24 protein-coding genes are annotated in these 24026 nt (G+C 42.7%); 3 read left to right on the top strand and 21 right to left on the bottom strand.

Annotation, left to right across the window (positions count from 1 at the left end; translation table 11 throughout):
- Positions 1-7: 7 nt before the first annotated feature.
- Positions 8-832 (bottom strand): M55 family metallopeptidase, encoded by an 825-nt coding sequence (locus NST15_RS06245; RefSeq protein WP_008346235.1) that lies wholly within the window; start codon positions 830-832, stop codon positions 8-10.
- 189 nt (positions 833-1021) lie between these two features.
- Positions 1022-1846, bottom strand: coding sequence for a pyrroline-5-carboxylate reductase ProG (proG, locus tag NST15_RS06240; protein ID WP_017359139.1), 825 nt, complete (start codon positions 1844-1846; stop codon positions 1022-1024).
- Positions 1847-2015: 169 nt separating this feature from the next.
- On the opposite strand from proG, the gene NST15_RS06235 reads away from it, so the two are divergent.
- Positions 2016-3335 carry a trypsin-like peptidase domain-containing protein gene (locus tag NST15_RS06235; protein ID WP_342498943.1) on the top strand — a complete coding sequence of 440 codons (1320 nt, stop codon included), beginning with the start codon at positions 2016-2018 and terminating at the stop codon, positions 3333-3335.
- A 42-nt stretch (positions 3336-3377) separates the two neighbouring features.
- Here the strand turns inward: NST15_RS06235 and NST15_RS06230 are convergent, their stop codons facing one another.
- The gene (locus tag NST15_RS06230) at positions 3378-4328 is read right to left on the bottom strand and encodes a ring-cleaving dioxygenase (protein WP_096881317.1); all 951 of its coding nucleotides are present in this window, start codon (positions 4326-4328) and stop codon (positions 3378-3380) included.
- Positions 4329-4657: 329 nt separating this feature from the next.
- On the opposite strand from NST15_RS06230, the gene NST15_RS06225 reads away from it, so the two are divergent.
- Positions 4658-5983, top strand: coding sequence for an amino acid permease (locus tag NST15_RS06225; RefSeq protein WP_024719606.1), 1326 nt, complete (start codon positions 4658-4660; stop codon positions 5981-5983).
- A 13-nt stretch (positions 5984-5996) separates the two neighbouring features.
- On the opposite strand, the gene NST15_RS06220 is transcribed toward NST15_RS06225, so the two are convergent.
- From NST15_RS06220 to ggt, 18 genes are all read right to left on the bottom strand, one after another.
- Positions 5997-6326, bottom strand: coding sequence for a hypothetical protein (locus tag NST15_RS06220; RefSeq protein ID WP_008358910.1), 330 nt, complete (start codon positions 6324-6326; stop codon positions 5997-5999).
- A gap of 63 nt (positions 6327-6389) precedes the next feature.
- Positions 6390-7346, bottom strand: coding sequence for a sugar-binding transcriptional regulator (locus NST15_RS06215; protein WP_017359143.1), 957 nt, complete (start codon positions 7344-7346; stop codon positions 6390-6392).
- A gap of 92 nt (positions 7347-7438) precedes the next feature.
- A complete protein-coding gene (locus tag NST15_RS06210) occupies positions 7439-8224 on the bottom strand; it encodes an SDR family oxidoreductase (protein ID WP_008346247.1) in 786 nt (261 codons plus the stop codon).
- A complete protein-coding gene (locus tag NST15_RS06205) occupies positions 8202-8897 on the bottom strand; it encodes an SDR family NAD(P)-dependent oxidoreductase (protein WP_052320225.1) in 696 nt (231 codons plus the stop codon). Before NST15_RS06205 ends, NST15_RS06210 begins: the two co-directional genes overlap by 23 nt.
- A 31-nt stretch (positions 8898-8928) precedes the next feature.
- Entirely contained in the window at positions 8929-10311 is a 1383-nt protein-coding gene (gene lpdA, locus NST15_RS06200; RefSeq protein ID WP_008346251.1) for a dihydrolipoyl dehydrogenase, read from the bottom strand.
- A 12-nt stretch (positions 10312-10323) separates the two neighbouring features.
- Positions 10324-11646 carry a dihydrolipoamide acetyltransferase family protein gene (locus tag NST15_RS06195; RefSeq protein WP_008346253.1) on the bottom strand — a complete coding sequence of 441 codons (1323 nt, stop codon included), beginning with the start codon at positions 11644-11646 and terminating at the stop codon, positions 10324-10326.
- 17 nt (positions 11647-11663) lie between these two features.
- Positions 11664-12644 (bottom strand): alpha-ketoacid dehydrogenase subunit beta, encoded by a 981-nt coding sequence (locus NST15_RS06190; RefSeq protein WP_026050078.1) that lies wholly within the window; start codon positions 12642-12644, stop codon positions 11664-11666.
- 31 nt (positions 12645-12675) lie between these two features.
- The gene (gene pdhA / locus NST15_RS06185; protein ID WP_041092295.1) at positions 12676-13659 is read right to left on the bottom strand and encodes a pyruvate dehydrogenase (acetyl-transferring) E1 component subunit alpha; all 984 of its coding nucleotides are present in this window, start codon (positions 13657-13659) and stop codon (positions 12676-12678) included.
- 180 nt (positions 13660-13839) lie between these two features.
- The gene (locus NST15_RS06180; RefSeq protein WP_017367078.1) at positions 13840-14871 is read right to left on the bottom strand and encodes an alcohol dehydrogenase catalytic domain-containing protein; all 1032 of its coding nucleotides are present in this window, start codon (positions 14869-14871) and stop codon (positions 13840-13842) included.
- Positions 14868-15314, bottom strand: coding sequence for a hypothetical protein (locus NST15_RS06175; RefSeq protein ID WP_008346260.1), 447 nt, complete (start codon positions 15312-15314; stop codon positions 14868-14870). Before NST15_RS06175 ends, NST15_RS06180 begins: the two co-directional genes overlap by 4 nt.
- 62 nt (positions 15315-15376) lie before the next feature.
- On the bottom strand, positions 15377-15655 hold the full coding sequence (locus NST15_RS06170; protein ID WP_008346262.1) for a PTS sugar transporter subunit IIB: 279 nt from the start codon (positions 15653-15655) through the stop codon (positions 15377-15379).
- Between the two features lie 19 nt (positions 15656-15674).
- Positions 15675-17048 (bottom strand): PTS transporter subunit IIC, encoded by a 1374-nt coding sequence (locus tag NST15_RS06165; RefSeq protein WP_007498866.1) that lies wholly within the window; start codon positions 17046-17048, stop codon positions 15675-15677.
- 50 nt (positions 17049-17098) lie between these two features.
- Positions 17099-17566: a PTS sugar transporter subunit IIA gene (locus NST15_RS06160; protein WP_017359150.1), complete on the bottom strand. Its 468-nt coding sequence runs from the start codon at positions 17564-17566 to the stop codon at positions 17099-17101.
- A gap of 240 nt (positions 17567-17806) precedes the next feature.
- Positions 17807-18538 (bottom strand): sulfate ABC transporter ATP-binding protein, encoded by a 732-nt coding sequence (gene cysA, locus NST15_RS06155; RefSeq protein ID WP_017359151.1) that lies wholly within the window; start codon positions 18536-18538, stop codon positions 17807-17809.
- A 15-nt stretch (positions 18539-18553) separates the two neighbouring features.
- On the bottom strand, positions 18554-19423 hold the full coding sequence (gene cysW / locus NST15_RS06150; RefSeq protein WP_065460218.1) for a sulfate ABC transporter permease subunit CysW: 870 nt from the start codon (positions 19421-19423) through the stop codon (positions 18554-18556).
- Positions 19424-20272 (bottom strand): sulfate ABC transporter permease subunit CysT, encoded by an 849-nt coding sequence (gene cysT, locus NST15_RS06145; protein ID WP_065460216.1) that lies wholly within the window; start codon positions 20270-20272, stop codon positions 19424-19426.
- An 11-nt stretch (positions 20273-20283) separates the two neighbouring features.
- Positions 20284-21297 carry a sulfate ABC transporter substrate-binding protein gene (locus tag NST15_RS06140; protein ID WP_342499050.1) on the bottom strand — a complete coding sequence of 338 codons (1014 nt, stop codon included), beginning with the start codon at positions 21295-21297 and terminating at the stop codon, positions 20284-20286.
- Positions 21298-21573: 276 nt separating this feature from the next.
- Entirely contained in the window at positions 21574-23328 is a 1755-nt protein-coding gene (ggt, locus tag NST15_RS06135) for a gamma-glutamyltransferase (protein ID WP_008346275.1), read from the bottom strand.
- Positions 23329-23555: 227 nt separating this feature from the next.
- On the opposite strand from ggt, the gene NST15_RS06130 reads away from it, so the two are divergent.
- On the top strand, positions 23556-24014 hold the full coding sequence (locus tag NST15_RS06130; RefSeq protein WP_342498942.1) for an ASCH domain-containing protein: 459 nt from the start codon (positions 23556-23558) through the stop codon (positions 24012-24014).
- Positions 24015-24026: the final 12 nt, after the last annotated feature.

Genomic DNA, 24026 nt, shown 5'->3' with positions numbered 1-24026 from the left:
CCCTCGCTTAACAAAATGTTGTACGTGCGGCAAGCTCTGTCATGACAAGCATCGCTTGGTAGGCTTCTAATATATTCTCCGCTTGGTACGTCACCGTTGTTGTCCCTTCAATGATGGCCGTACCCGGCATTAAATTCGCCCATTCAGCTTGTCCATAATTGGCAAACTCGATTTTCAGCACTGGCTGCTCAGGAGGCGTGAGCGGCTTCATTTGATGAATTTGTTTCATGGCAGCTTCCACTTGCTGAGAGATGAGGGTGCTCACTTTCGCTGGTGTTAAGCATTTCACAGCAGATCTTGAAATGGTTTCTTTCACCGCCACTGTTTTCACGCCAGGCATTAACTTTTCTGCTTCAAGTGCCGCTTGATCGTCTCCGCATACAAGAATGACCGGAACACCATAATAGCCTGCGACATACGCATTAAAGCCCATTTCACCAATCGGATGATCATTTATGTAAAAATGTCTGACACCAAAAATCATACTGTGAGACATCACACCTTTCATTGATGCCCTTGCATGATAGCCTAAAAAAACAGCGGCATCATACGTTTGATCTAATCCTTGAACCATTGAATAAGGCTTTACATCACCTGATATGAGAGATGCTTCCTCATGCAATTCTTCAATCAACAGATTATTCATTTTAGAATGGCTATCATTCACTAAAATATCGGTCGCCCCATGTGTAAGAAGAGCTTCTACACAGGCGTTCACTTCACCTGTCATGATTTTTCTCCCGCGCTCATAATTGTGCTGGCGGCTATCAACAAATGTATGATCAGCTAGACCAGTAATTCCCTCCATATCGACTGATAAATAGAGCTTCATCCCCATCCCCCTTTAATTAAACTTAAAATTTGTGTATATTTTTCTAAATTTTCTAAAAAATTATATGAGAACTTGATTGATTTTTCAATACAATGTCTGAAAATAAGGAAATTAGACTCAGGTAATACAGGTCAAAAGCATTGATGCGAAAGGATTTATTTTACAGAAAAAACACCACTAGCTATGTCTTTAGTGGTGTTTGTCTGCTTCATCGATTTGCGATTTTAGCTGCGCATATTTTTTCATCGTTTGTGTAAACAAGTCATCGAACATTTGCGGTGCCTGCTGCTGGATGACTGCAGCGCCTTCTCCTGTAATCCCGCCTTTTGTTGCGACCCTGTTCACCGTTTCAGCAAATGTCAGTCCGTGTTCAACAAGAACTTGTCCTGTACCGAGCAGCGCATATGTTAAAAATTCATAGGCTTCTTCTAAAGAAAGCTCACTATTCCGAACAGCTGCTCTCGCCATTTCTTCAAAGATTGCTGCAATAAAGCCCGGAGAAGAGCTTGTCAAATTACTCGCCGCATCAAACCGGTCCTCCTCCACTTCCCTGACGATACTAAAAGCTGAAAGCAGGCGGTGGAGTCGTTCTTGTGCCTCCTGCCCAGTGGTTTCACCATGCGCCACAAGGGATACACCCGTTCCTACGGCTGATGTCAAAGTGGGAATGTATCTAGACACCGGCTGATTCGTATGTTGCATTAATTTGTCTAACGTGACAGCCGCTGCCACTGATACGATATGAAGAGATGTCTTTGCGGGGCTCAGCTGATCTAAGACATCAAGTACAGCAAGCGGTGGTACACAAACAAACACGACATCACATGATGCAGAGATGTCATCTAAAGAGCAAATGTTGACATGCTGGTTCTTCTCTTTCAGCTGTTGCAGACGCTCCGTTTCACTTCTTGTATGGATCATAAACTGACTGGCATGAAGTACTCCTTTATCCAGCCATTTTTGTACCATCATATCTGCCATGCTTCCATATCCAATGATTCCAATAGTCTCCACAGTTTAATCTCCTCTATTTTGCTTAGATTCACTACTTATTTTAACAATTTCCCACAATGTTTTCATTTTTATCCCACACTTTTTTCTTACGCTAAAGTCAGTATCCACCACATACGGTCAAACATCTTGAACACATACATGTAAAAATCGATGAAAGAGAGTGATCTTAATGACACAACACAAAGATGAAAAACACACTTCTTATGAATTACAAACCATTGAACAGCCGAAACAAAAGCAGAAGAAGCCAAGTGGCTGGCTGAAGCCATTTGTCAGCGGGATTGTAGGCGGTACGTTAGCGTTAGGTGTTTACGTTCTAACTCCATATGCTCAGCATTCAGAAAATCATTCAACTGATTCGTCAACGAAAACAGCCGCTGTATCGACAAATGATACAAGTACAAATTCGTCAAAAACAACAGCGTCACAAACATCCAATTCGACCAGCAGTATTTCCAATATGGTCGAAAACGTATCACCAGCCATCGTCGGCATTACAAACTATCAAACACAAAGTCAAACAACCACAGATTTTGGCGATATGAACACACCTTTTGATGGATCACAGCAAAATCAAAACAGTAGCAGTCAAGAACAAGAAAGCGGTACCGGATCAGGGGTTATTTTCAAAAAATCCGGCAGTAAAGCCTATGTATTAACAAACAACCATGTGATTGAAGGAGCAAATAAATTAACAGTCTCCTTGCATAATGGTAAGACGGTGGAAGGAAAAGTGGTCGGTTCTGATCCGCTAACTGATCTTGCTGTCGTGGAAATTAGCAGCAGCGGCGTTACAAAAGTCGCTGAACTTGGAGACTCCTCATCCCTTCGTGCAGGAGAAACCGTCATCGCAATCGGAAACCCGCTTGGTGAAGATTTATCAAGAACAGTAACGCAAGGAATTGTCAGCGGTGTCGATCGAACAATTTCTATGGATACCTCAGCTGGCGAAAGCAGTATTAATGTCATTCAAACAGATGCAGCCATTAACCCTGGCAACAGCGGCGGGCCGCTGTTAACAACAGACGGAAAGGTTGTGGGGATCACCAGTATGAAAATTTCTGAAACAGGTGTGGAAGGTATCGGGTTTGCGCTCCCAATCAATGATGTCAAACCAATTGCAGAGCAGCTTCTCACAAAAGGAAAAATCGAACGACCTTATATCGGTATCAGCATGCTGGATCTCGAACAAGTACCAGATGCTTATCAGAAGGAAACGCTTGGACTGACAAGCAGTCAGCTTGATAAAGGCGTGTACGTAAAAGAAATCGCTGCTGGCTCACCTGCTGCAAAAGCTGGATTAAAGGCAGAGGATGTCATCACCGCCATCAATGGCAAAAAAGTGACAACCGGCAGTGAATTACGTCACGAGCTTTACACGAATGCAAAAGTAGGAGATACCGTCAGCATCACACTCGTTCGTAATGGAAAAGAAGAAACAAAACAAGTGACATTAACACAATCTGAATCAAAGCAAGTCAGTTCTTAACGAAAAAAGCAGCTCATAAAAATTGAGCTGCTTTTTTCATGTTCACTTGATTGGGACCAATCTTTGTTCAATTTCTGCTCGTTTGTGCTCTAAAAATGGCGGAAGTGCTAATTGATCACCAAGTTCATCCACGCTTTCATCCACTGTAAATCCCGGACCGTCTGTTGAGATTTCAAACAAAATGCCGTTTGGCTCTCTAAAATATAGGGCTTTAAAATAAAAACGTTCTACAACACCAGAGTTGGTGAAACCGGCTTTGGCTATTTTATCATGCCATTTTTCAAGCTCTTCTGCGTCCGCTACACGAAAAGCTACGTGATGAACACTCCCTCTGCCAGATCGCTCAGCAGGTCCTTCTGCTTTTTCAATGACATGAATCTCTGTTCCAGCTCCGCCTTGTCCTGATTCAAAAATCGTCACGATTTCCCCATCATTTGATTGTTCACGTGCTTTTTCTGTGAAACCAAGGATGCTCGTTAACACACTGATCGTTTTATCTGCTTCTGCGACTGTTAATTCTACTGGTCCCAAACCTCTGATCGCAAAATCAGCAGGAATCTCATCATGCACTGGTGGCTTCGCTCCATCTTGCACGTTTGGTTCTACAGTCAAAAACAGCTGCTGTCCTTCTGGATCTGTAAATTTCAAAGCAGGTCTGCCGCCTCTTAAAGAAGCTGTTTCTTTCTTTACACCTTTTTCTTCAAAGCGCTTTTCCCAAAATGTGAGTGCCTCTTCTGAAGTGACAATCAAACCTGTGCGTGAGATCGCATTTGTTCCGTCCAACCGGCGGGCGAGCATCGGTATTTCAAAAAACGTCAGCTCTGTACCAGGTGAGGCGACCTCATCTCCATAAAATAGATGATACATCGATGGATCATCTTGATTGACTGTTTTTTTCACCAGTTTTAAGCCAAGGATTTGGCGGTAGAAATCAACGTTTTTCTGAGCATTTGCTGTTAGTGCTGATACGTGGTGAATCCCATTTATTTTCATTGTGTTCACTCCTATTATAAAATATCTCGAATTCAAGATAATATCCTTATGAATAAAATAGGTCATTTTAGAAGAAAAGTCAACCATTCGGCTGCATCTTTATTGGACGTTCGGCTTCCGCCTATTAAATTAACATTACATCAAAAATTTTCTTATATTGTTCGTTTTTAAGATAACATTCATCCTAATATCTCCAATAAACGAACACTTTTAAATACAAATACGAAAATCAGAAAATTTTTTTAATTCTTGTTTTCCTAAAATCGTATTACAATGAACAAAATACATGTCACAGTAACGTATGAAAGTGATGCAGGAGGTCGTGTGTAATGAACAAAGAACAACCAGCGTTAAAACAAGACATCGGCTTATTTTTTGCCCTATCTCTTGTCATCGGAACAATTATTGGATCTGGCGTTTTTATGAAGCCTGGCAACGTCCTTTCTTATTCAGGAAGCTCAGGCATCGCCTTATTCGCATGGCTGTTAGGCGGGATCTTAACCCTTGCAGGCGGACTCACAGTCGCTGAAATTGGTACACAAATCCCACGTACTGGCGGTTTATATGCCTATCTTGAAGAAATATACGGTGAATTTTGGGGCTACTTATGTGGCTGGGTGCAAATTATTATTTACGGGCCAGCGATTATTGGTGCTCTTGGTCTTTATTTTGGTTCATTATTAGCTAATTTATTTTCTCTTTCTTCTTTATGGGCTACAACGATTGGCATTATCACCGTTCTTTTTTTATGTGTGATCAACATCATGGGAACGAAATACGGTGGTTTTGTCCAAGGACTGACCACGATCGGAAAGCTTGTTCCAATTGCAGCAATTATTGTGTTTGGCTTATGGAAAGGAAATGAACATATTTTCACAGCCGTCAATGAGAGTATCGCACAAATGAACTTCGGTGCAGCAATTTTGGCGACGTTATTCGCCTATGATGGCTGGATTTTGCTTGCAGCGCTTGGCGGTGAAATGAAAAATCCAGAGAAACTGCTTCCTCGCGCGATGGCAGGCGGTATTTTAATTGTCACAGCATGTTATCTCTTTATTAACATCGCCCTTTTGCATGTGTTACCAGCTGATCAAATCGTTCAACTAGGTGAAAATGCAACAAGCACAGCTGCTACAATGCTCTTTGGTCCAATTGGCGGTAAAATTATTAGTATCGGAATCATCATTAGTATCTTTGGCTGTTTGAATGGAAAGGTTCTTTCGTTCCCGCGTGTCATTTTTGCGATGGCAGAACGAAAACAAATTCCGTTTGCCAAAGCCATTTCACGCATTCATCCTACTTTTCAAACACCTTGGATCGCTGTATTTGTACAGATTTTGATTGCCATTGTGTTTATGATCGTCAGTAATCCCGAGAAGCTGTCAGAAGTTTCGATTTTCATGATTTACATCTTTTATGTGATGGCCTTTTTCGCTGTCTTTAAGCTAAGAAAACAAAACAGGGGAATGAAGCGCGCTTATAGCGTACCACTTTACCCGCTCACACCGATCATTGCAATTATCGGCTCTTTCTTTGTCTTAATCAGCACCATGATCACCGATTGGCAAAGCTGCCTGATCTCCATGCTGATCGGCATTGCTGGACTGCCGATTTATTACTACATGAAAAAAACACAAAATAAAGCAGAGCGCTAAGACAGCCTCTGCTTTATTTTTTATATTGCTTAATGACCTTATAAGATTCGTTTAAATATCTCATCAGCCGGTATGGCTTACTTAAAACCCGGATGGGGAGTCTTGAAATAAATCCATTCAGATTCGCCTTATACTCCTGCGTCATCCGCTTCGGCTTTGTGGCAATTTTTTCATACACTTCTTTGTAAAATTCCTTCATGATGTCGACTTGCACACTGATCTTCTGATGACACTCTGTACACTCAACGCTTTTCATCTGATCATTCACATAAACGATGCTGTGGAGGGTCTCTTCTTGGCACCGAGTACAGTGTAGGTTTGCTTCCATTTCGGTTTTCTTCAAGATACACAACTCCTTTCTCGTTTGATGTTGCTCTTTTTATACAATACGATGGCTGTCAGCTGTTTATTGGACAGATGCTTCCTTTAAAATAGCTGCCGCAGTCAATTCATCGGTGACGAGCACCTGAATAAAGCCGCCGTTTAAAGCCCCTAAAATACTTTCAGCCTTATGGGTTCCTTCCACAACTGCGATGACTTTTTTCACGTTCTTTAATTGTTCTAACGATAATCCAATCACCTTTTGGTTCAACTCATCTTGGACTGGTTTCCCTTCCCCGTCAAAGAAACGAAAACCAATATCACCAACAGCTCCTGATTGCCTTAAACCAGACAAATCCTCTTCTTTTAAATAACCGACTGTTTTCAATGTAGAGCCTTTATGCGGATTCCCAATACCGATCAGGGCAATATCAACATTTCTGCCTTCTTCAAGCACAGCTTCTATGTCCTGCATCGCCATCAGCCGCTCTTTTAATTCTTCTGTTTCTAAAATCGCAGGTGCATATAAATAGGAGCACGTACCATTCATCTTCTTTGCCAGCTCATATGCCAGCTGATTCGCGTGAATGTCGACCGCCTGCCTGCCCATTCCGCCCTCTAAAGGAATGACTTTGACATCGTTTCTTCGCTCAAATGGATATTCCTTCACGAGCTCGGCAAGTGTGGTTCCCCATGAAATACCGATTTTCTCAGCGCCTTTCATGTTTTTAGAAAGATAATAGGCGCCCGCTTGACCAACTGCCCGTTTGACCATCTCAGACATTGTCCCGACACTTGGGACAACGACAGCATCCGTTAATTGAAAGGTCGTTTCCAGCTGCTTTTCAAGTTCCACTGTATGAATACTTTCGTCTTTAATGTACACTTCAACGATTCCCACATCTTTTGCTTTTTGTAAGAGCTTTGAAATGACTGGTCTTGAGACATTGAGCTTTTTTGCAATCTCCTGCTGCGTCCACCCGTCTGTATAATAAAGATGAGCAACCTTGACGAGCTGTCGTCTTTCTTCCCAATTCAGCATGTGACATCATCCTTTTAATATACTATGATTACCAGTATACCAAACATTCGTTTCTAATTGGAACAATTGTTATGAAAATAAAAAAAGAGCGATTAACTCTCCGCTCTTTTTCCCTCGCTATATTTAGGCTGATACGTTCTCCCGCCATCTAATAAGAGTATCTGTCCGTGCAAATAGCTTCCCTCGTCACTTGCGAGAAATAAAGTGACTCCAGCAATATCTTCTGGTTTTCCTAATCTCCCGATAGGAATAAGGGATCGAAGCTGACTTTTCTCAAGCTCAGTCGGATAGAGCGTATCAAGCATCTGAGATTCAATGACGCGCGGTGCAATGACATTGATGCGGACATGATGGGAACCCAATTCCTTTACAAGCGAACGCATGAGACCAAATGCCCCGGCTTTTGACGCGTAATACTGGATGCCGCCGCCAGAGCCTGTTATCGCAGATCCTGATCCAATAATGACAACGCTGCCTTCTTTCCGCTCACATAGATAGGGTGCTAATGCTTTGATGCAGTAGAAAAGACCATATAGATTCACAGCCAGTGTCTTTTTCCAAAGTGAAAAATCAACCTCTAAAAAAGGAAGGGATTTCGTCATTCCTGCTGAATAGACAAGATGCCCAATGCCACCCAGCTCCCTTTCAGCTGCTGACGTCATCTGCTGAACACTTTCCCACGATGAAACATCAGCTTGGAACGTCAGCAGCTGAGGATGCTGTTGTTTTAAAAGCGAAAGTCCCTGTTCATCTATATCTGACACAGCTACACGATGCCCTTCTTTTAAAAAACGCTGAGCAATTTCTTTGCCGATCCCTTGGGCACCACCTACGATGAGAACTGGTTTTTGTTGATTAGCCAGCGCTCTCACCCCCATCAAGCATAATCGCTGCTCCATCTGTAAATGCACCGTACGATGTACTTAAGAAAACCGTCATATGAGCCACCGTCTCCTTGATTTGCTCTTTGTCAGGAAGCAAATGGAGAGGCGGCGGAAGTAGAGCCAATACCCGAATGCCTTTGTCTTTAAATTCGCGCGCTAATCCTTTTGTCATGGCATTCAACATACTATTTGATGTAGCATGTGAGATCCCACCGTCACCTGTTATGCTCCCTGATGAGGAAATATTAATAATGCAGCCCTGCTTCTGATCCACCATATGCCACACAGCGGCTTGACTGGAAAGAAAGACTGTATTTACGGATCTTTCCACTTCATCGACCCATATCTCAGGACTTACGTCATCAATCCCCCCATCTGCTTTTTGCTCGGCTTGGTTGACTAAAATATCAAGCTTGCCGCATGTATCGATGACTTGTCTTAGCATAAGCGTAGCATCACGCGGTGTCTCAAGCGGATTGATGACAACAGTCGATTGGCCGCCTAATTTTTCAATGTCTTTGCTAATCGACTTTGCTTTTGATTCATCACGAAAAGCGTGTATGAAAACATGTGCACCTGCCCGGGCCAAAGCCAGGCAGATGGCTTCTCCAAATCCATCTGTGCTATCTGTCACAAGTGCCACTTTCTGATGAAGCTGGACGTGCACACGGATCTCCTCCCTATCCCTTGTTTGGCATTTATTTTCTCAGCTTACTCACAATATCAAGAGCTGCTTCATAAAAGCCTTCTGAGATGGTAGGATGCGGGTGAATCATTTTGGCCATCTCTTCAGCTGTTCCTTCTAAATACATAAATGAGGAAGCCTCTGATATCATCTCCGTTACATGCGGACCAACCATTGTAGCGCCAATGACTTCACCATAAACGGTATCGTACACGAGTTTAATAAAACCTGTTTGAACACCTGCTGCCAACGCTTTTCCGCTTGCAGCTAAATCAAATCGCTCTGCCCGAACGTTCAGCCCTTTCGCTTTCGCCTCTTTCTCAGTCAGCCCAACACTCGCTACCTCTGGCAATGTATAAATACATCTAGGAACGATGTCGTGATTCATTCTTTCAGGCTCGCCGCATATATTGCTAACTGCAACGGCTGCCTCTGCCATCGCCGCATGAGCGAGCTGATAGCCGCCGGCTACATCGCCAATTGCATATACACCTTCAGCACTTGTCTTCATCTCGTCGTTTACTTTAATAAAAGGGCCATCCAGCTGAAGATCCAGCTGACTGACAGCAGATACATTTGGTCTTCTTCCGACACAAACTAACAGTCTTTCAGCCGTAAAGATGTGCGTCTCTCCTTTATCGTCTGTCGCATGAATCGCTTTGACTCCTTCGCTTTCTGTTACCTCTGTCACCGTCGTTTTCTTTGCGATATGGATGCCTTTTTTCTTCAATTCTTTTTCTAGTAATTTCGACGCTTCTTCATCTTCCTGCGGAATAATCGACGGAGCGGCTTCTATAATGGTGACTTTTGATTGGAGACTCTGGAAGATACAGGCCAGCTCAAGACCAATCACACCCCCGCCAATAATGACGACAGATGCAGGAATATCTGGGATGTCAAAGATCGTATCACTTGTGTCAAATTGAATCTCTTTGAGCCCTGGAATAGGCGGAATAGCAGGTGATGAGCCAGTGGCAATGATCAGCTCTTTTGTTTCAATCGTTTCTGACCCATCTTGTTTTTCAATGTCAATGCGATTTTTTGTCACAGCTGTCCCTCTGCCGTTATATACATCAATCTTTCCTTGCTTTAATAAAAAGGCGATTCCGCCCCTGAGTTTTTCGATGACATCATCTTTACGTTTTCTCATTTTATCGAAAGAAAGAACCATCTCACCTGTTTCGATTCCCCAGCTTTTTGCTTTCTCAATTGATTCAATGACTTCTGCATGTTTGAGCAGTGTCTTTGAAGGGATACAGCCTCGATTTAAACAAGTACCCCCTAGAAAATCCTCTTCAATCAATGCAACCTTGTGTCCACGTTCAGCGGCTTGAAGGGCGGCAGTGTATCCGCCAGGCCCTCCGCCAATGACTGTCAGATCATACGTTTTTGTCATCCGATTCATCTCCTACATTAGCAATTCAAATGGTTGTTCAAGCACTTTTTTAAGGTCTGTTAAAAAGGCCGCTGCTGGTGCACCATCTACCACTCGATGATCAAATGATAAGCTGACACCCATCATTGGCCGCACCTGAATTTCTCCATCGATCACTACAGGTTTTTCTTGAATGCGTCCAACGCCTAAAATCGCCACTTCCGGCTGATTAATAATTGGGGTAAACGTATCAATGGCATACATCCCTAAGTTACTAATGGTAAATGTAGACCCCTTCAACTGGTCTGGCAGCAGCTTTTGATCGCGTGCATTTCGACCAATTTCTTTTGCTTCTTTTGTGAGCTGTTTCAGCCCTTTTTGATTTGCATGAGAGATGACCGGAACCATTAGGCCGTCTTTCACAGCAACCGCAAGACCAATGTGCACATCCTCATGGAAATGGAGCTCATTTTGTTCAAACGTCATATTGATTTGCGGATGGCGCGTGAGGACACTGCTGACCGCATGGATGATGATTTCTGTAAACGACAATCTGTAGCCTGTCTCTTTTTCTATCGCTGGGAGCAGCTGTTTGCGTACTTCTTTTGCTTTTGTCATATCAATTTCACTTGTTAATGTGACGTGCGGCGCTGTAAAGGCACTTTGTGACATGCGATCTGCGATCACTTTTCTCATCCCGACTAGTTTTTGTGTTCTTACTGGAGCAGCTTCTGCCTTTTGTGCGCCTGCTGCTGTCACATCACTCTTCATGATTTTTCCGTGGACGCCAGAACCAGCAACATTCGCTAAGTCGATCCCTTCACGAGCAGCCACTTTTCCTGCAAGTGGTGATACTCGCTGACCTTCCTCGCTCGTATGAAGGGCCGCTTCGACATCCCGTTTTTGAATTCTGCCTTTTGGTCCTGTACCAGATACTTCGTGAATGGCTACTTGATGATCTTTTGCCGTTTTTCTCGCTGCAGGTGTTGCGCGTACTTTCTCACCCACCGTTGGTTCAACGTCAGTCGAAACAGATGGTTCAGATGTCGATGATGTTCCGCTGTCTTCAGAAGATGCTTCATCTGACTGCGCTGGTGGCTCGCTCGGTACCTGCTCATTTGCCTCTCCGATATATCCAATGACAGCATTGACTGGAATCTGATCATCTGCTTCGTAATATTTCTTTAGAAAAACGCCATCATCATAGGCTTCAACCTCGATATTGATTTTGTCTGTCATAATTTCAAATAGAGGCTCACCGATTTCAACCGAATCTCCTTCTTCTTTAAACCATTGAAGCAAGGTACCGATCTCCATCGTACTGCTTAGCTTCGGCATAAATATCTCTTTTGGCATGATCTTCTCCCCTTTACTTAAGAGCGCACGAGCTCTTTTGCTGCTTCAATAATATCTGGCACTTGTGGAATGACTGCTTTTTCCAGCGTTGGGTTGTACGGTATTGGGACGGCAAGACCGCCAAGTCGTTTAATAGGTGCATCTAAATAGTCGAAGGCTTCACTCTCCGCTATCATACTCGCAATCTCTCCGCCGTAGCCGCCGCGTTTCACTGCCTCATGCACAACGATACATTTGCCTGTTTTTTTCACAGATTCAATAATGGTTTCTTCATCTAATGGGACGAGCGTTCTCGGATCAATGATCTCGACATCGATTCCTTCCGCTTCTAGTTCCTTCGCTGCTTCGAGCGCTTTGTGCACCATAATGGCTGTTGCGACAATTGTGACGTCCTTTCCGCTTCTCTTCACATCCGCTTTCCCTAAAGGAATCGAATACTGCTCTTCTGGTACTTCACCAATTGTTTTATATAAAAGCTTGTGTTCATAGAAAATGACAGGGTTGTCATCATCCATTGCTGCTTTTAAAAGTCCTTTTGCATCATAAGCTGTTGAAGGCTGAACCACCTTTAGTCCAGGAATATGAGCCATCCACGCTTCTAAGCTTTGGGAGTGCTGCGCTGCGGCACCTGTCCCGGAACCTGCTGGTGTTCTGACAACAAGCGGCACTTTCCCTTTTCCGCCAAACATGTAACGTGTTTTCGCTGCTTGGTTTACAAGCTGATCCATTGCAATTGTAATAAAGTCAGAGAATTGTAGTTCTAAAATCGGACGCATCCCTGTCAAAGCCGCTCCGACTGCGCCTCCTGCGATGGCAGCCTCTGAAATCGGCGTATTGCGGACGCGTTCTGGACCGAATTCCTCGATCATCCCGCGCGTGACACCAAATGCGCCACCGTATACGCCGATATCTTCACCTAAAATGAAGACATCTTGATTTTTTCTCATTTCCTGACTCATTGCTTCTCGAACGGCTTCTAAATATGAAATCTCTCTCACTGTCGTGTTTGTCACGTGATTCCCCTCCTAATTAGGCGTATACATCCTCTAATAGTGTGTCAATTGATGGTTCTTTACTATTTTTCGCAAATTCAACAGATGCCTCGATCTCTTGCTTCGCTTCTTCTTGTAAACGAGCAGCCTGTTCTTCTGTCAGAACATCTAGCTCCATTAAGAGTGACTTAAAGCGTTTAATTCCGTCTTTTTGTCTCCATTCTGTCTCTTCTTCACGTGTACGGTATTTTTTCGCATCACTCTTTGAGTGACCCTTCCAGCGATACGTTTTCATTTCAATGAGTGATGGCCCTTCTCCAGCTCTTGCACGGCTTACCGCTTCATCTACTGTATTCATGATTTCAACCATGTCATTTCCATCAACTGTTTTCCCTGGCATTCCGTAGCTTTTGGCTCTTGTTGAGATGTCTTCAATGTTGATCATTTCTTTCACAGGACCAGACATGCCGTATTGGTTGTTTTCACAAATAAACACAACAGGTAAATCCCAAATGGAAGCAAGATTCAGCGCTTCATGGAAGCTGCCTTCATTTGTAGCGCCGTCTCCGAAGAAACAAAGGACCACAAAGCCTTCCTTTTTCATCTTGGACGTGAGCGCCGCACCAGTTGCAAGCGGAATACCGCCGCCAACAATTCCATTTGCCCCAAGGTTTCCTTTTTCTAAATCGGCAATATGCATGGAACCGCCTTTTCCTTTGCAGTAACCTGTTTCACGTCCGAATAGTTCAGCCATCATTTTATTGACCTCTGCACCTTTTGCAATACAGTGACCATGTCCGCGGTGTGTACTGACAATCTTATCTTCATCCTTTAACACAGCAATAGACCCAACAGCCGATGCTTCCTGTCCAACACATAAATGGGTCGTTCCATGGATTAATCCTTTAGCAAAGAATTGATCGACCTTTTCATCAAAATATCTTACTAACCACATTTGTTTATATAAATCTGCTAATTTCTCATGACTAATCTGTTCAGGCAAAGTGATTTGTTTTTGCATTTCTTCTCTCCCCTTTACATTTGTTCTTATGTGTTACATTTGTAATTATCATACGTTTAACTCTCATTGAAGTCAAGTATTTCCGTTTATTTTTTAAGCGTTTTCATCTTTTTTCAGAAAAAAAGAGAAAGGCAAAGCCCTTTTCCAAAGACCTTCTCTTTCTCTCCATCTCGTACATTCTCATTCATCTGGATACATCATGATTTTGACGCTTTCACCTTCTGGATGCCTAGCGCATTCTATCGCCTGACGAAGCTGACTTAATGGATATCGATGCGTCACCATTTTTTCTGTATGAACGACCTTTGCTTTTAAGAGCTCTAGCGCTTCACGATAATGGTATGGATGCGAGGAATAAGCTCCGACTACTTTTACTTCATCATGGAAAAAACGTTCTGCTGGAATGGAGACATCCCCTTTCGGAAAGTGAGCAAAGACCAAAATCGTTCCGCCTCTTGCAACAGCTTGAAATGCTTCTTTTAAAAGCGCACTGCTCCCCACAGAAATAATGACAAGGTCCGCTCCCTTTCCATCTGTTTCTTTCATGACGCGGTTTTCTACTGGCTCAGATGCTGGATGAAAGGCGACGTCCGCCCCAAGATTTCTTGCTTGAAGGAGCCTGTTCTCATTTACGTCTGTGATCATCACTTTTCCAGCCAAATAATATTTGGCAAGCTGTAATTGAATGCAGCCAATTTGCCCCGCTCCAAGAATCAAGACCGAATCTCCAGGATGAACGGGCGCCCTTTCAAAGCCGTGAAGACAGCAGGCAACCGGTTCGACCATCGCTCCTTGTTCATATGAGACGTCATGTGGGAGTTTGCCCATTGTATGCTTCACATGTAAAGCAGGAACACGAATATATTCCGAAAAACCGCCCGGCTCTACATTTGTGGCTGCAAATTGCGGGCACATTGTATAAAATCCTCTTTGACAAAAGTCACAAGTGAAACAAGGGACATGATGCGCTACATACACCCTGTCTCCCGTTTGAACATGTGTGACGTGACGGCCTGTTTCGATAATGTCACCAGCGATTTCATGCCCTAGCACTGTGCCAGGAGGTACCGTCTCATGTGTCGCTTTATAAATATCCGTCCCACATAACCCGCAGGCACGCATTTTTAATAATACTTCATCATCACCAATGGCTGGCCGCTTCCGCTCCTCGTAACGAATGTCCTCTGAAGAATAAAAGACAGCTGATTTCATTTAGCCGCATCCTCCTTTTCATCACATGTCGCAAGACTCTGCAAGGATTGAACGAGCTGCTTGTACTCACTCATCTCACTTGAAATCCAGTAGCGTCCGCCAAATATTCGCGCAGGTCCCACTCTGACATATACTTTCCCGATATGAGGATATGGTTTTAAAAACAATTTTCCTTTAATATCGGACACGGCATATGTGTGCCACCTGCCAAAAGCACCTATTTTCAGCTCATCTTCACTAATCATGATATTCGTTGGCTGATTCAGGCCAGTGATGCTAGAAAGCATAAGGATAGGCAGCGTATAGACACCTAACACAGCTAATGGCTCAGGTCCTGCCGACATCAACGTATAAAGAGACCAGAGAAAAAACACACATATTAACAAGGCCGGAAGGAAAATAGAAAACATGGCAGACGTTCGGCTATAAGCATGCTGCTGCATGAGAGCTCCTCCTTTCAAATGACATGGAAGGAGCTTTCGCAGCTCCTCCACGCAATCATCGTTCACTTAATATGATCGATAATTTTTTCAATATCTTCTTCAATGCCAAATCCCGTTAAAAAAGATAACGTTTGAATCACAGGCGTTCCTTTTGTATCACTAACAGGCGTTGTCGTCACAATTAAATCAGCACCCTCCGCTTTCTGCGGAACCTCAGATGCCTTACACTGTTCAACGATGACATCGTATCCTTTTTCCTTTAATGTCTCTTCTACCTTTTTTGCCACAACCGTTGACGTAGCAACTGCCGTTCCGCAAGATACTAATATTTTTTTTGCCATGAGAATCCCTCCAGCTCGTTTATTGATCTTTCTGATCTAAGCCCATTTCTTTTGCATACTGCTTTTTAATATCATTTCGCACCCAGTACCAAAGAAGCGCATATGCCAGTGCACAGACAATCGCTGCAATGAAGTAAGGATTGCTCGGATCAAGAAGTCTCACCATGATCCAAGGAATGACGTGTGAACCAAGATCGATACCAGAGATCATATTTGCCCCTTCTGGGAAGTCGAAACCAACTGCTTTCCCCATTGTTGTGGCGAGTGGTGCAAGGTTCGTTGCAATGAAGAAGACAATCATTAAAGTAAAAATACTGTTAATGAGGCCGCGAATAATATTCCCACGAGCGGCTGCTACTGCCCATACGACTGTAAATGGCAGAACCGATAAGTCTGCAAACGGCAGCATGCCATTGTAAGGAAGGACGACAGCGAGCAAAATGGTGATTGGCACCATCAAAAGGGCTACAGCCATATTCGCTGGATGACCAATGACAATCGCTGTATCCAAACCAATATAGACATTTTTTCCAGGGAAACGCTTTTGAATATAAGAACGAGCACCCTCAGAGATTGGAATAAGTCCTTCCATTAATAAAGCAACCATTCTTGGCATTAACACAAGCACTGCAGCCATTTGAATTCCAAGAGTCATGACACCTTTTGCATCATAGCCGCCAAGAAGACCAATAATGATACCAAGTATAAGACCCATCACAAGCGGTTCACCAAAGATGCCAAAACGTTTTTTCAAAGTTTCTGGATCCGCATGAATTTTGTTTAAACCAGGGATTTTATCAATCACGCGGTTTGACGCATACATCAGCGGAGCGAAGTTGACCGTTTCAGCATGAGCCATCGATACGCCTTTTAATCCGAAATGGTGTTCAATCGTCGGTGCCGTCCAATCGGCGAGTTTTAGTGTAATCGCAGAAACGATTAAACCAACGGCAAGGGCTAAGAACATATTATGATAAGCGTAGTAAGTAACAGAAGCAGCGAAAATCAAATGCCAGAAATTCCAAATATCCACATTCAATGTTTTCGTAAAGTTAACAGACAGCAAAATAACATTTAACAAGAGCACAAGAGGAATCATTAAAGGGGCAACAGGTGTACCAAATGAAATAGCGGCTCCAATCGGCCAGCCGACATCTAAAATATCAAGCTTTAATCCAAGAGAATTGACCATGGCTTTGGCTGCTGGTCCAAGACCGCTTACGAGTAAATTAATGACAAGATTGACCCCGACAAATCCAATTCCGATCGTAATACCTGCACGGAAGGATTTTTTAAATCCTTGCCTTAAAATCATACCGAATAACGTCATAATAATTGGGAGCATAATTGTTGGCCCTAAGTCTAAGATAAAATCGACGGCTTGCTTGATCATACATCCACCTCCTGATTTTAGATAAAGCGCTTACATTATGTCGTGAATAGCTATTGGTTTAATTCTTTTTGAAGTACATCAACGGCTTCTTCATACGATGTCATCTGAGATAAACTTGTCATTACTTCTTCTTTTCTGAAAAGCGTCATCAGTTTCTCTAACATCACGAGCTGCTTACTAGGTTCAGAGATTGCCAGAACGAACACAATTTTGGCTTGAACTGTCTCATGAGGGCTTCCCATCTTATGAAAAATAACAGGTTCCTTTAATGTCGCTACACTGATCGCCGGTTTGTTTACATGTTCAGGATCTGTATGGGGAATGGCCACCCCAAAGGTCGCAAGAGGAAGACCGGTCGGATATGTTTTTTCTCTTTCAAGCACTGCTGGTAAAAAGCTCGATTTAATATACCCTCCAGTTTCTAACCTTTCTGCTAAATAGGCAGTCACCTCCTCACTTGAAGATGCTTCGTATTGCAGCTCAATCAGCTGTTGATCTAACTCAAACAAGCTGTTCAAACAACCACCCCTTTCATTTGGTATAAATATGAACACATGTAACAAAAAGAATGAACATTTTAAAATAGAACCTTTTGTAAAGCGCTTACAAATAGATGTTTTATAAAATGTTCAATACTGTTACCTTTGTAAAGATATTATAATATTCGAAATTATAAGTCAATGTTCCTAGGAAAATTTTTATAAAAAAAGATGCAGCTTTTTGCCGCATCTCTTTCATTACATCACATCAACTTCTTGTTAAATATGGCTTCCTATATCTAAAAATTCAGCTACAAAAAGGTTGTCTGTCTGCTCTGTCATTTCTTTTTTTGTGCCGATTTTTTCGATTCTGCCCTCATTCATCACTACAACACGATCAGCGATATCAAACGCTTCTTCTTGATCATGCGTCACAAAGATGGTCGTCATTTGAAATTCTTGATGAACTTTTTTCAGCCAATGTCTTAATTCTTTTCTCACCTTTGAATCTAGTGCACCAAAAGGTTCATCTAAGAGAAGAGCTTTCGGTTTAACGGCTAGAGCACGTGCGAGTGCTACACGTTGCTTTTGTCCACCTGACAGCTGCTCTGGATAACGGTGTTCATACTGCGTTAATTGAACAACTTTCAGCAGCTCATGCACCCGCTCTTTGATGTCTTTTTTAGGCAGCCTTTCTCCTCTAGGTTTCATCTTCAATCCATAAGCCACATTATCAAATACCGTCATATTTCGAAAAAGCGCATATTGCTGAAAGACAAAACCAATTTGCCGTTTTCGCACTGGAATGTGAGTATAATCTTGTTCTCCAAATAAGATCTGCCCTGTATTCGCATCATCAAGCCCTGCAATAATTCTTAATAAAGTCGTCTTACCTGATCCAGATGGTCCTAGTAAGGATATTAATTCCCCATTTCCGATCGTCAAATCCACGTTTTGCAAAACCTTCGTCTGCCCAAATTGCTTTGATATTTGTTTCGCTGTAATCCCCAAGGCTGATCCCTCCATTTATTTTGAACGCTTGCCAAGCCTGTGATCTCTCTGCTGAATGATCTGCTTGATGATTAATGTGATGACCGCTACAAACGCCATGAGAGAGGCCACGGCAAAAGCAGCTTGGAATTGATACTCGTTGTATAGAATTTCTATATGAAGCGGCATTGTATTTGTCATTCCGCGGATATGACCGGATACAACTGACACTGCACCAAATTCACCAATCGCCCTTGCCCCTGCTAAAATGGCGCCGTAAAAAAGGGCCCATTTTATATTTGGAAGTGTCACAAGGAAAAAGGTCTTCCACCCACTGGCACCAAGCGTAAGCGATGCTTCTTCCTCATGAATGCCTTCATTTTGCATAAACGGAATTAACTCTCTCGCAACAAAAGGAAATGTCACAAAGATGGTCGCAAGAATCATCCCCGGTACAGAGTAAATCACTTTCCATCCATTTGCTAAAAGCCACGGTCCTAAAAGTCCATTTGAACCAAATAAAAGTACAAATACAAGTCCTGCAATGACAGGTGACACCGCAAATGGAAGATCAATGACAGTCGTTAACAAACGTTTTCCCGGGAAATGAAATTTTGTGATGATCCAAGCAGCACTGATCCCAAAAATCATTTGAAGCGGCAATGTGATCATCACAATGAAAACAGTCAATTTAATTGCCGCAAGCGTGTCTGGATGTGAGATGGCAAGAAGATAAGAACTCCATCCTTTCTCAAAAGCCTTTGAAAACACAGCAATCAACGGCATAAGTAAAAACAAAATCAAAAAAGCATACACCACACTAATCAACATACGCTTCACCGCTTTTGATTCCGTCACAGGACTCCTGTACTTGATGCGGTGCTCTTTAAGAAGCTCCCTTTCCAATCATCTCACCTCACTTCCACTTGTTTTTCGCTCGACAAACCACTGCAATCCGTGAATCAATAACAAAATGACAAATGATAAGAGCAGCATGAAACAGGCAATGGCTGCGGCACCTTGATAATCATACTGTTCAAGCTTAGACATGATCATCAGTGGTGTAATCTCTGTTTTAAACGGAATATTTCCCGCTATAAACACAACGGAGCCATATTCACCGAGTGCTCTTGCAAATGCAAGAGAAAATCCAGTCATCACCGCTGGAAACAAGGCAGGCAGCAGTACATGAAAAAAGGTCTGTTTTCTTGTAGCACCAAGTATGGCTGCGGCCTCTTCCACTTCCTGCTCAAGCCCCTCAATGACCGGTTGAACCGTTCTTATGACAAATGGAATGCCAATAAAAATCAGTGCCAAAATAATCCCGAGCGGGGTGTATGCCACCTTCACATGCAAAAATTGCCCAATCCACCCATTCGGAGAATAAAGAGTCGTCAAAGCGATGCCAGCCACTGCCGTTGGAAGAGCAAACGGCAAATCGATGAGGGCATCCAGGATGTTCTTTCCTGGAAACGAGTACCGCGTGAGAACCCATGCGATCAGTACACCGAAACCTGCATTGATGAGTGCAGCTGCAAAAGAAGTCGTAACCGTAAGCTGCAGCGACTTTAGCACCCGCGCATCACTAAAGACATTCCAAATTCCTTCTGCTCCTAATGAAGCCGTCCAAATAAATACCATAGATAAAGGAATCACGACAATCGCACTGACATAAACAAGTGTCACTCCGAGACTCAGCCCGAATCCAGGCAATACACGTTTTCTTTTATTGGCGGCAGCATAGCCTTTCTTCATCACGTCGCCCCCTATTTTTGTCCGCTATATATTTGATCAAATAATCCGCCATCATCAAAAAATCTTTTCTGCGCCTTTCGCCATCCGCCAAATGCCTGATCAATGGTCACCATATCAATTTCTTTAAATTGATCTTTATATTTGTTTAGCACTTCTTGATTTCTTGGTCGATAATAGTTTTTCGCCGCAATTTCCTGTCCTTTTTTAGAATACAAATAATCTAAATAAGCCTTTGCCACTTTCTCTGTTCCTTTTCGTTTCACATTTTGGTCGACAACGGCAACGGGCGGCTCTGCTAGAATACTAATGGAAGGACTGACAATCTCAAATTTGTCTTTGCCTAATTCATGCAGTGTCAAATAGGCTTCATTTTCCCAAGCAATTAACACGTCACCAAGACCGCGCTCGACAAAAGTTGTTGTGGCGCCACGAGCACCTGAATCGAGCACCTCGACATGCTCATATAACTTTTTCACAAAATCCTTCGTTTTTTCTTCATCCCCATGAAAGGTTTTATCGGCATATGCCCATGCGGCTAAATAATTCCATCTTGCACCGCCTGACGTTTTTGGATTTGGTGTGATGATAGATACACCTGGCTGAATCAAGTCATCCCAGTCTTTAATATTTTTGGGGTTCCCTTTCTTCACAAGAAACACAATAGTAGACGTATAAGGTGTGGACTGATTCGGAAATTCTTTTTGCCAATCCTTTGAAAGTAGCCCTCGATCTGCAATGGCATCAATGTCGTACCCAAGAGCAAGTGTAGCCACGTCTGCTTCGAGTCCATCAATAATCGATCTCCCCTGCTTACCTGACCCTCCATGAGACTGCTGGATTGTCACATCTTCACCGGTTTTGTCTTTCCAATAAGTCTGAAAGGCTTGATTGTATTCCTGATACAATTCACGGGTAGGATCGTATGACACATTCAAAAGCTCAACCTTTCCCTTTTGATTTGAGGCTTCATTCGCATTTGAGCATGCAGCACTTGTGATGATGAAAAGTGTGATCGCAATAGACATCCATATCCATTTTTTCACGTTATCCGCTCCCTTTCACATTGAATAGTGACACCAACCTTGCCGTTTTCAGTTCTATACGCAAAAAAGGCCCTCAGCGATTGAAGTACAAAAAAGTCCTGTACGTCAATGCCAAGAGCCTTCGGTTGTCCGATCAGCTATGTATGATTGATGTTAGTCTATATATTATTCAAACTATTCACAGGTGTCAACTGTGTTTTTATTTTAATGAAAAAAAGAAACGCCTTCTTGATGAGGCGCTTCTTTTCCCGGGAAATGCTATTGATCTGCAGCTACCTTTAGATTGACACCAACAGCAGTTCCATTTCTCGTTGAATCAGCTACTCCAGTAAATGTCCCTGCTTTTCGATCAATCAGTAAAGCTTGCACATTCCCTATATCAATAGGTGAACTGCCAAACTGGTGACCCATATCATTTAACTTTGTTCTTACATCTAGAGGGACACCTACTTCATAACGATACGAAGTTAAGCTGTTTGTGTAGATTCTTGGCTCTTCTACCGCATCCTGAAGCTCCATGTCATATTCAAGTAAATTGAGAATCGTCTGTGAAACAGAAGCAATGATCGTCGTTCCACCAGGAGATCCAACAGTCATGACAGGCTCTCCATCTTTAAAAATGATCGTCGGGGTCATACTTGATAATGGACGTTTATTTGGCTGGACTTCATTTGCACCGCCAGGTCGTGCATCAAAATCAGTTAGTTCATTATTTAAGAAAAATCCATACTCTGGAACAAGAATCCCTGTACCAAATAATTGTTCAATGGTAGTGGTGAATGACACAACATTTCCCCACTGATCTGCAACAGTAAAATGGGTCGTCTCACCAATGGTTTTATCTTCTGGCTGAGGAACAATTGGGGATGGATTTTTTTCATCCTCATATGCCCAAGGATCTCCTTCTTTCGGGCTGCGATTCATTTGATCTAATTGAATGAGAGAGGCTCTTTCTGAAATGTAATCATCGTCTAATAGTCCTTTTAGTGGAACATCTACGAATTCGGGGTCGCCGGCATATGCGGCTCTGTCAGCATAGGAGAGGTGCATCGTTTCAGCAAGAAGCTGATATTTTTCGAATGATTTGGGGTCATACTGAGACAGGTTAAAATGGTCAAGTATTTTGAGAATTTGTAGCATAAACACCCCGCCTGAGCTTGGTGGTGGCATGCTTGCAAGCTGATATCCTTTATAGTCTCCCCAGATTGGCTTGTCAGTCTTGACTTCATAACGTTTGATATCTTTTGAAGTCATCGTCCCGCCAAAATCTTGAACTGTATTTGCAAGTGCCTTTGCTACTTTTCCTTCATAAAACGCTTTGCTTCCTTTTTTCGCAATAAGTTTAAATGTTTTTGCAAGACCTGGCTGGACAAGCAGATCTCCTTCTTCGAGCGGCTGATCATTTGGAAGAAAAATTGGCGCTGCGGCCGTTTTTTTCAATTTTGCTTGATGATCATCAATCGCTTTTGCCAAGACAGAATCAATTTCAAAACCATCTTCTGCAAGTTGAATGGAGGGCTCAATCAATTCCTTCATAGAACGAGTACCCCACTTATCTAATGCAGCTTCAAGACCTTTTACAGTCCCTGGAACACCTACCGCATTTCCATGTGTAGATCGCTCAGCAAACGGAATCACTTTTCCATCATCTGTTAAAAACATGTCAGGTGTTGCGCCCTGTGGTGCTCGCTCTCTGCTATTGATGATGGATGTTTCCTTTGTCTTCCCATCATAAACCATCATAAATCCGCCGCCGCCAATTCCAGACATCATTGGCTCTGTTACATTAAGTGCGTACTGAATGGCAACAGCAGCATCCACTGCGTTCCCACCTTTTTTCAATACGTCAGCACCAATCTCCGATGCAAGCGGATGTGCAGTAGCCACCATCCCATCTTTGCCAACAGCTACTTTATTCCCATGAGTTTCGTTTGCAGTGACTTGGCTGACCGGCAGAAAAAACGAGAAAACAAACAGACATATGGACAAAACAGTTAGAGAAATGCGTTTCATGAACAACACCCCTTCCATATTCTTACTTTGACCTTACCGACTTCTTGACCAGAATACAATAGATTATTCTAAAATTTCAAAATTTTTCATTCTATCATCCTATATCTGCCAAACAAAACACATGTTTTCAAAACATATGACATGCACATCTTGTAGTAATAAAGACATACGTTTTTCAAGTAGGAAACTTCACGATATAATAAACTCATAACAAAGGGGGAAAAAGGATGAACCACAAAAGCACTTTATTTTGGGAATCTTATTGGGAAGAAAAATCAGGAAAAACTCCTGATCACGCCTCTGTTTCTGCTTGGGCATTTGGCGCAAATCCAGATCACTTGCTTGACCTTGTACAACAAGGAAAAAAAACAGCCACTTGTTCTGGATACCTTTTTTACGAAAAAGAACAAGAGCCGCTTCCAAAACCCGGTCATTATGCGGTCATTTTGGACAGCCGGGAGGAACCAAAAGCCATCATAGAGATCACGCAAGTAGATATCATGCCAATGAATGAGGTTCCTGAATCATTTGCAAAAGCAGAAGGTGAAGGCGATCTTTCATATGACTATTGGTACAAAGAACATGAAGAATTTTTCACAGAAGCACTTAAATCGTACGGATTAACATTTAAGGAAGATATGCTTCTTGTTTGTGAGCGATTTAAGCTTGTTTATTCAGCTTCTTAACGTTTAAGCGGT

The organism is Bacillus sp. FSL R5-0820 (assembly GCF_038593385.1).
Lineage (GTDB): Bacteria > Bacillota > Bacilli > Bacillales > Bacillaceae > Bacillus > Bacillus altitudinis.
The sequence above is the reverse complement of the archived record's forward strand: the minus strand, read 5'-3'. Positions and strand labels throughout refer to the sequence as shown.

What these genes read in the sequence shown, in the direction of transcription:
- NST15_RS06215 (WP_017359143.1), bottom strand. Translation starts at nt 7,346, where the DNA reads ATGCTGAATTGGGAAGAAAGACGACAGCTCGTCAAGGTTGCTCATCTT.
- NST15_RS06140 (WP_342499050.1), bottom strand. Translation starts at nt 21,297, where the DNA reads ATGTCTATTGCGATCACACTTTTCATCATCACAAGTGCTGCATGCTCA.
- NST15_RS06235 (WP_342498943.1), top strand. Translation starts at nt 2,016, where the DNA reads ATGACACAACACAAAGATGAAAAACACACTTCTTATGAATTACAAACC.
- NST15_RS06245 (WP_008346235.1), bottom strand. Translation starts at nt 832, where the DNA reads ATGAAGCTCTATTTATCAGTCGATATGGAGGGAATTACTGGTCTAGCT.
- NST15_RS06175 (WP_008346260.1), bottom strand. Translation starts at nt 15,314, where the DNA reads ATGCAGCAGCATGCTTATAGCCGAACGTCTGCCATGTTTTCTATTTTC.
- ggt (WP_008346275.1), bottom strand. Translation starts at nt 23,328, where the DNA reads ATGAAACGCATTTCTCTAACTGTTTTGTCCATATGTCTGTTTGTTTTC.
- cysT (WP_065460216.1), bottom strand. Translation starts at nt 20,272, where the DNA reads ATGAAGAAAGGCTATGCTGCCGCCAATAAAAGAAAACGTGTATTGCCT.
- NST15_RS06165 (WP_007498866.1), bottom strand. Translation starts at nt 17,048, where the DNA reads ATGATCAAGCAAGCCGTCGATTTTATCTTAGACTTAGGGCCAACAATT.
- lpdA (WP_008346251.1), bottom strand. Translation starts at nt 10,311, where the DNA reads ATGACAAAAACGTATGATCTGACAGTCATTGGCGGAGGGCCTGGCGGA.
- NST15_RS06180 (WP_017367078.1), bottom strand. Translation starts at nt 14,871, where the DNA reads ATGAAATCAGCTGTCTTTTATTCTTCAGAGGACATTCGTTACGAGGAG.
- NST15_RS06230 (WP_096881317.1), bottom strand. Translation starts at nt 4,328, where the DNA reads ATGAAAATAAATGGGATTCACCACGTATCAGCACTAACAGCAAATGCT.
- NST15_RS06170 (WP_008346262.1), bottom strand. Translation starts at nt 15,655, where the DNA reads ATGGCAAAAAAAATATTAGTATCTTGCGGAACGGCAGTTGCTACGTCA.
- NST15_RS06195 (WP_008346253.1), bottom strand. Translation starts at nt 11,646, where the DNA reads ATGCCAAAAGAGATATTTATGCCGAAGCTAAGCAGTACGATGGAGATC.
- NST15_RS06225 (WP_024719606.1), top strand. Translation starts at nt 4,658, where the DNA reads ATGAACAAAGAACAACCAGCGTTAAAACAAGACATCGGCTTATTTTTT.
- NST15_RS06130 (WP_342498942.1), top strand. Translation starts at nt 23,556, where the DNA reads ATGAACCACAAAAGCACTTTATTTTGGGAATCTTATTGGGAAGAAAAA.
- pdhA (WP_041092295.1), bottom strand. Translation starts at nt 13,659, where the DNA reads ATGCAAAAACAAATCACTTTGCCTGAACAGATTAGTCATGAGAAATTA.
- NST15_RS06210 (WP_008346247.1), bottom strand. Translation starts at nt 8,224, where the DNA reads ATGGGGGTGAGAGCGCTGGCTAATCAACAAAAACCAGTTCTCATCGTA.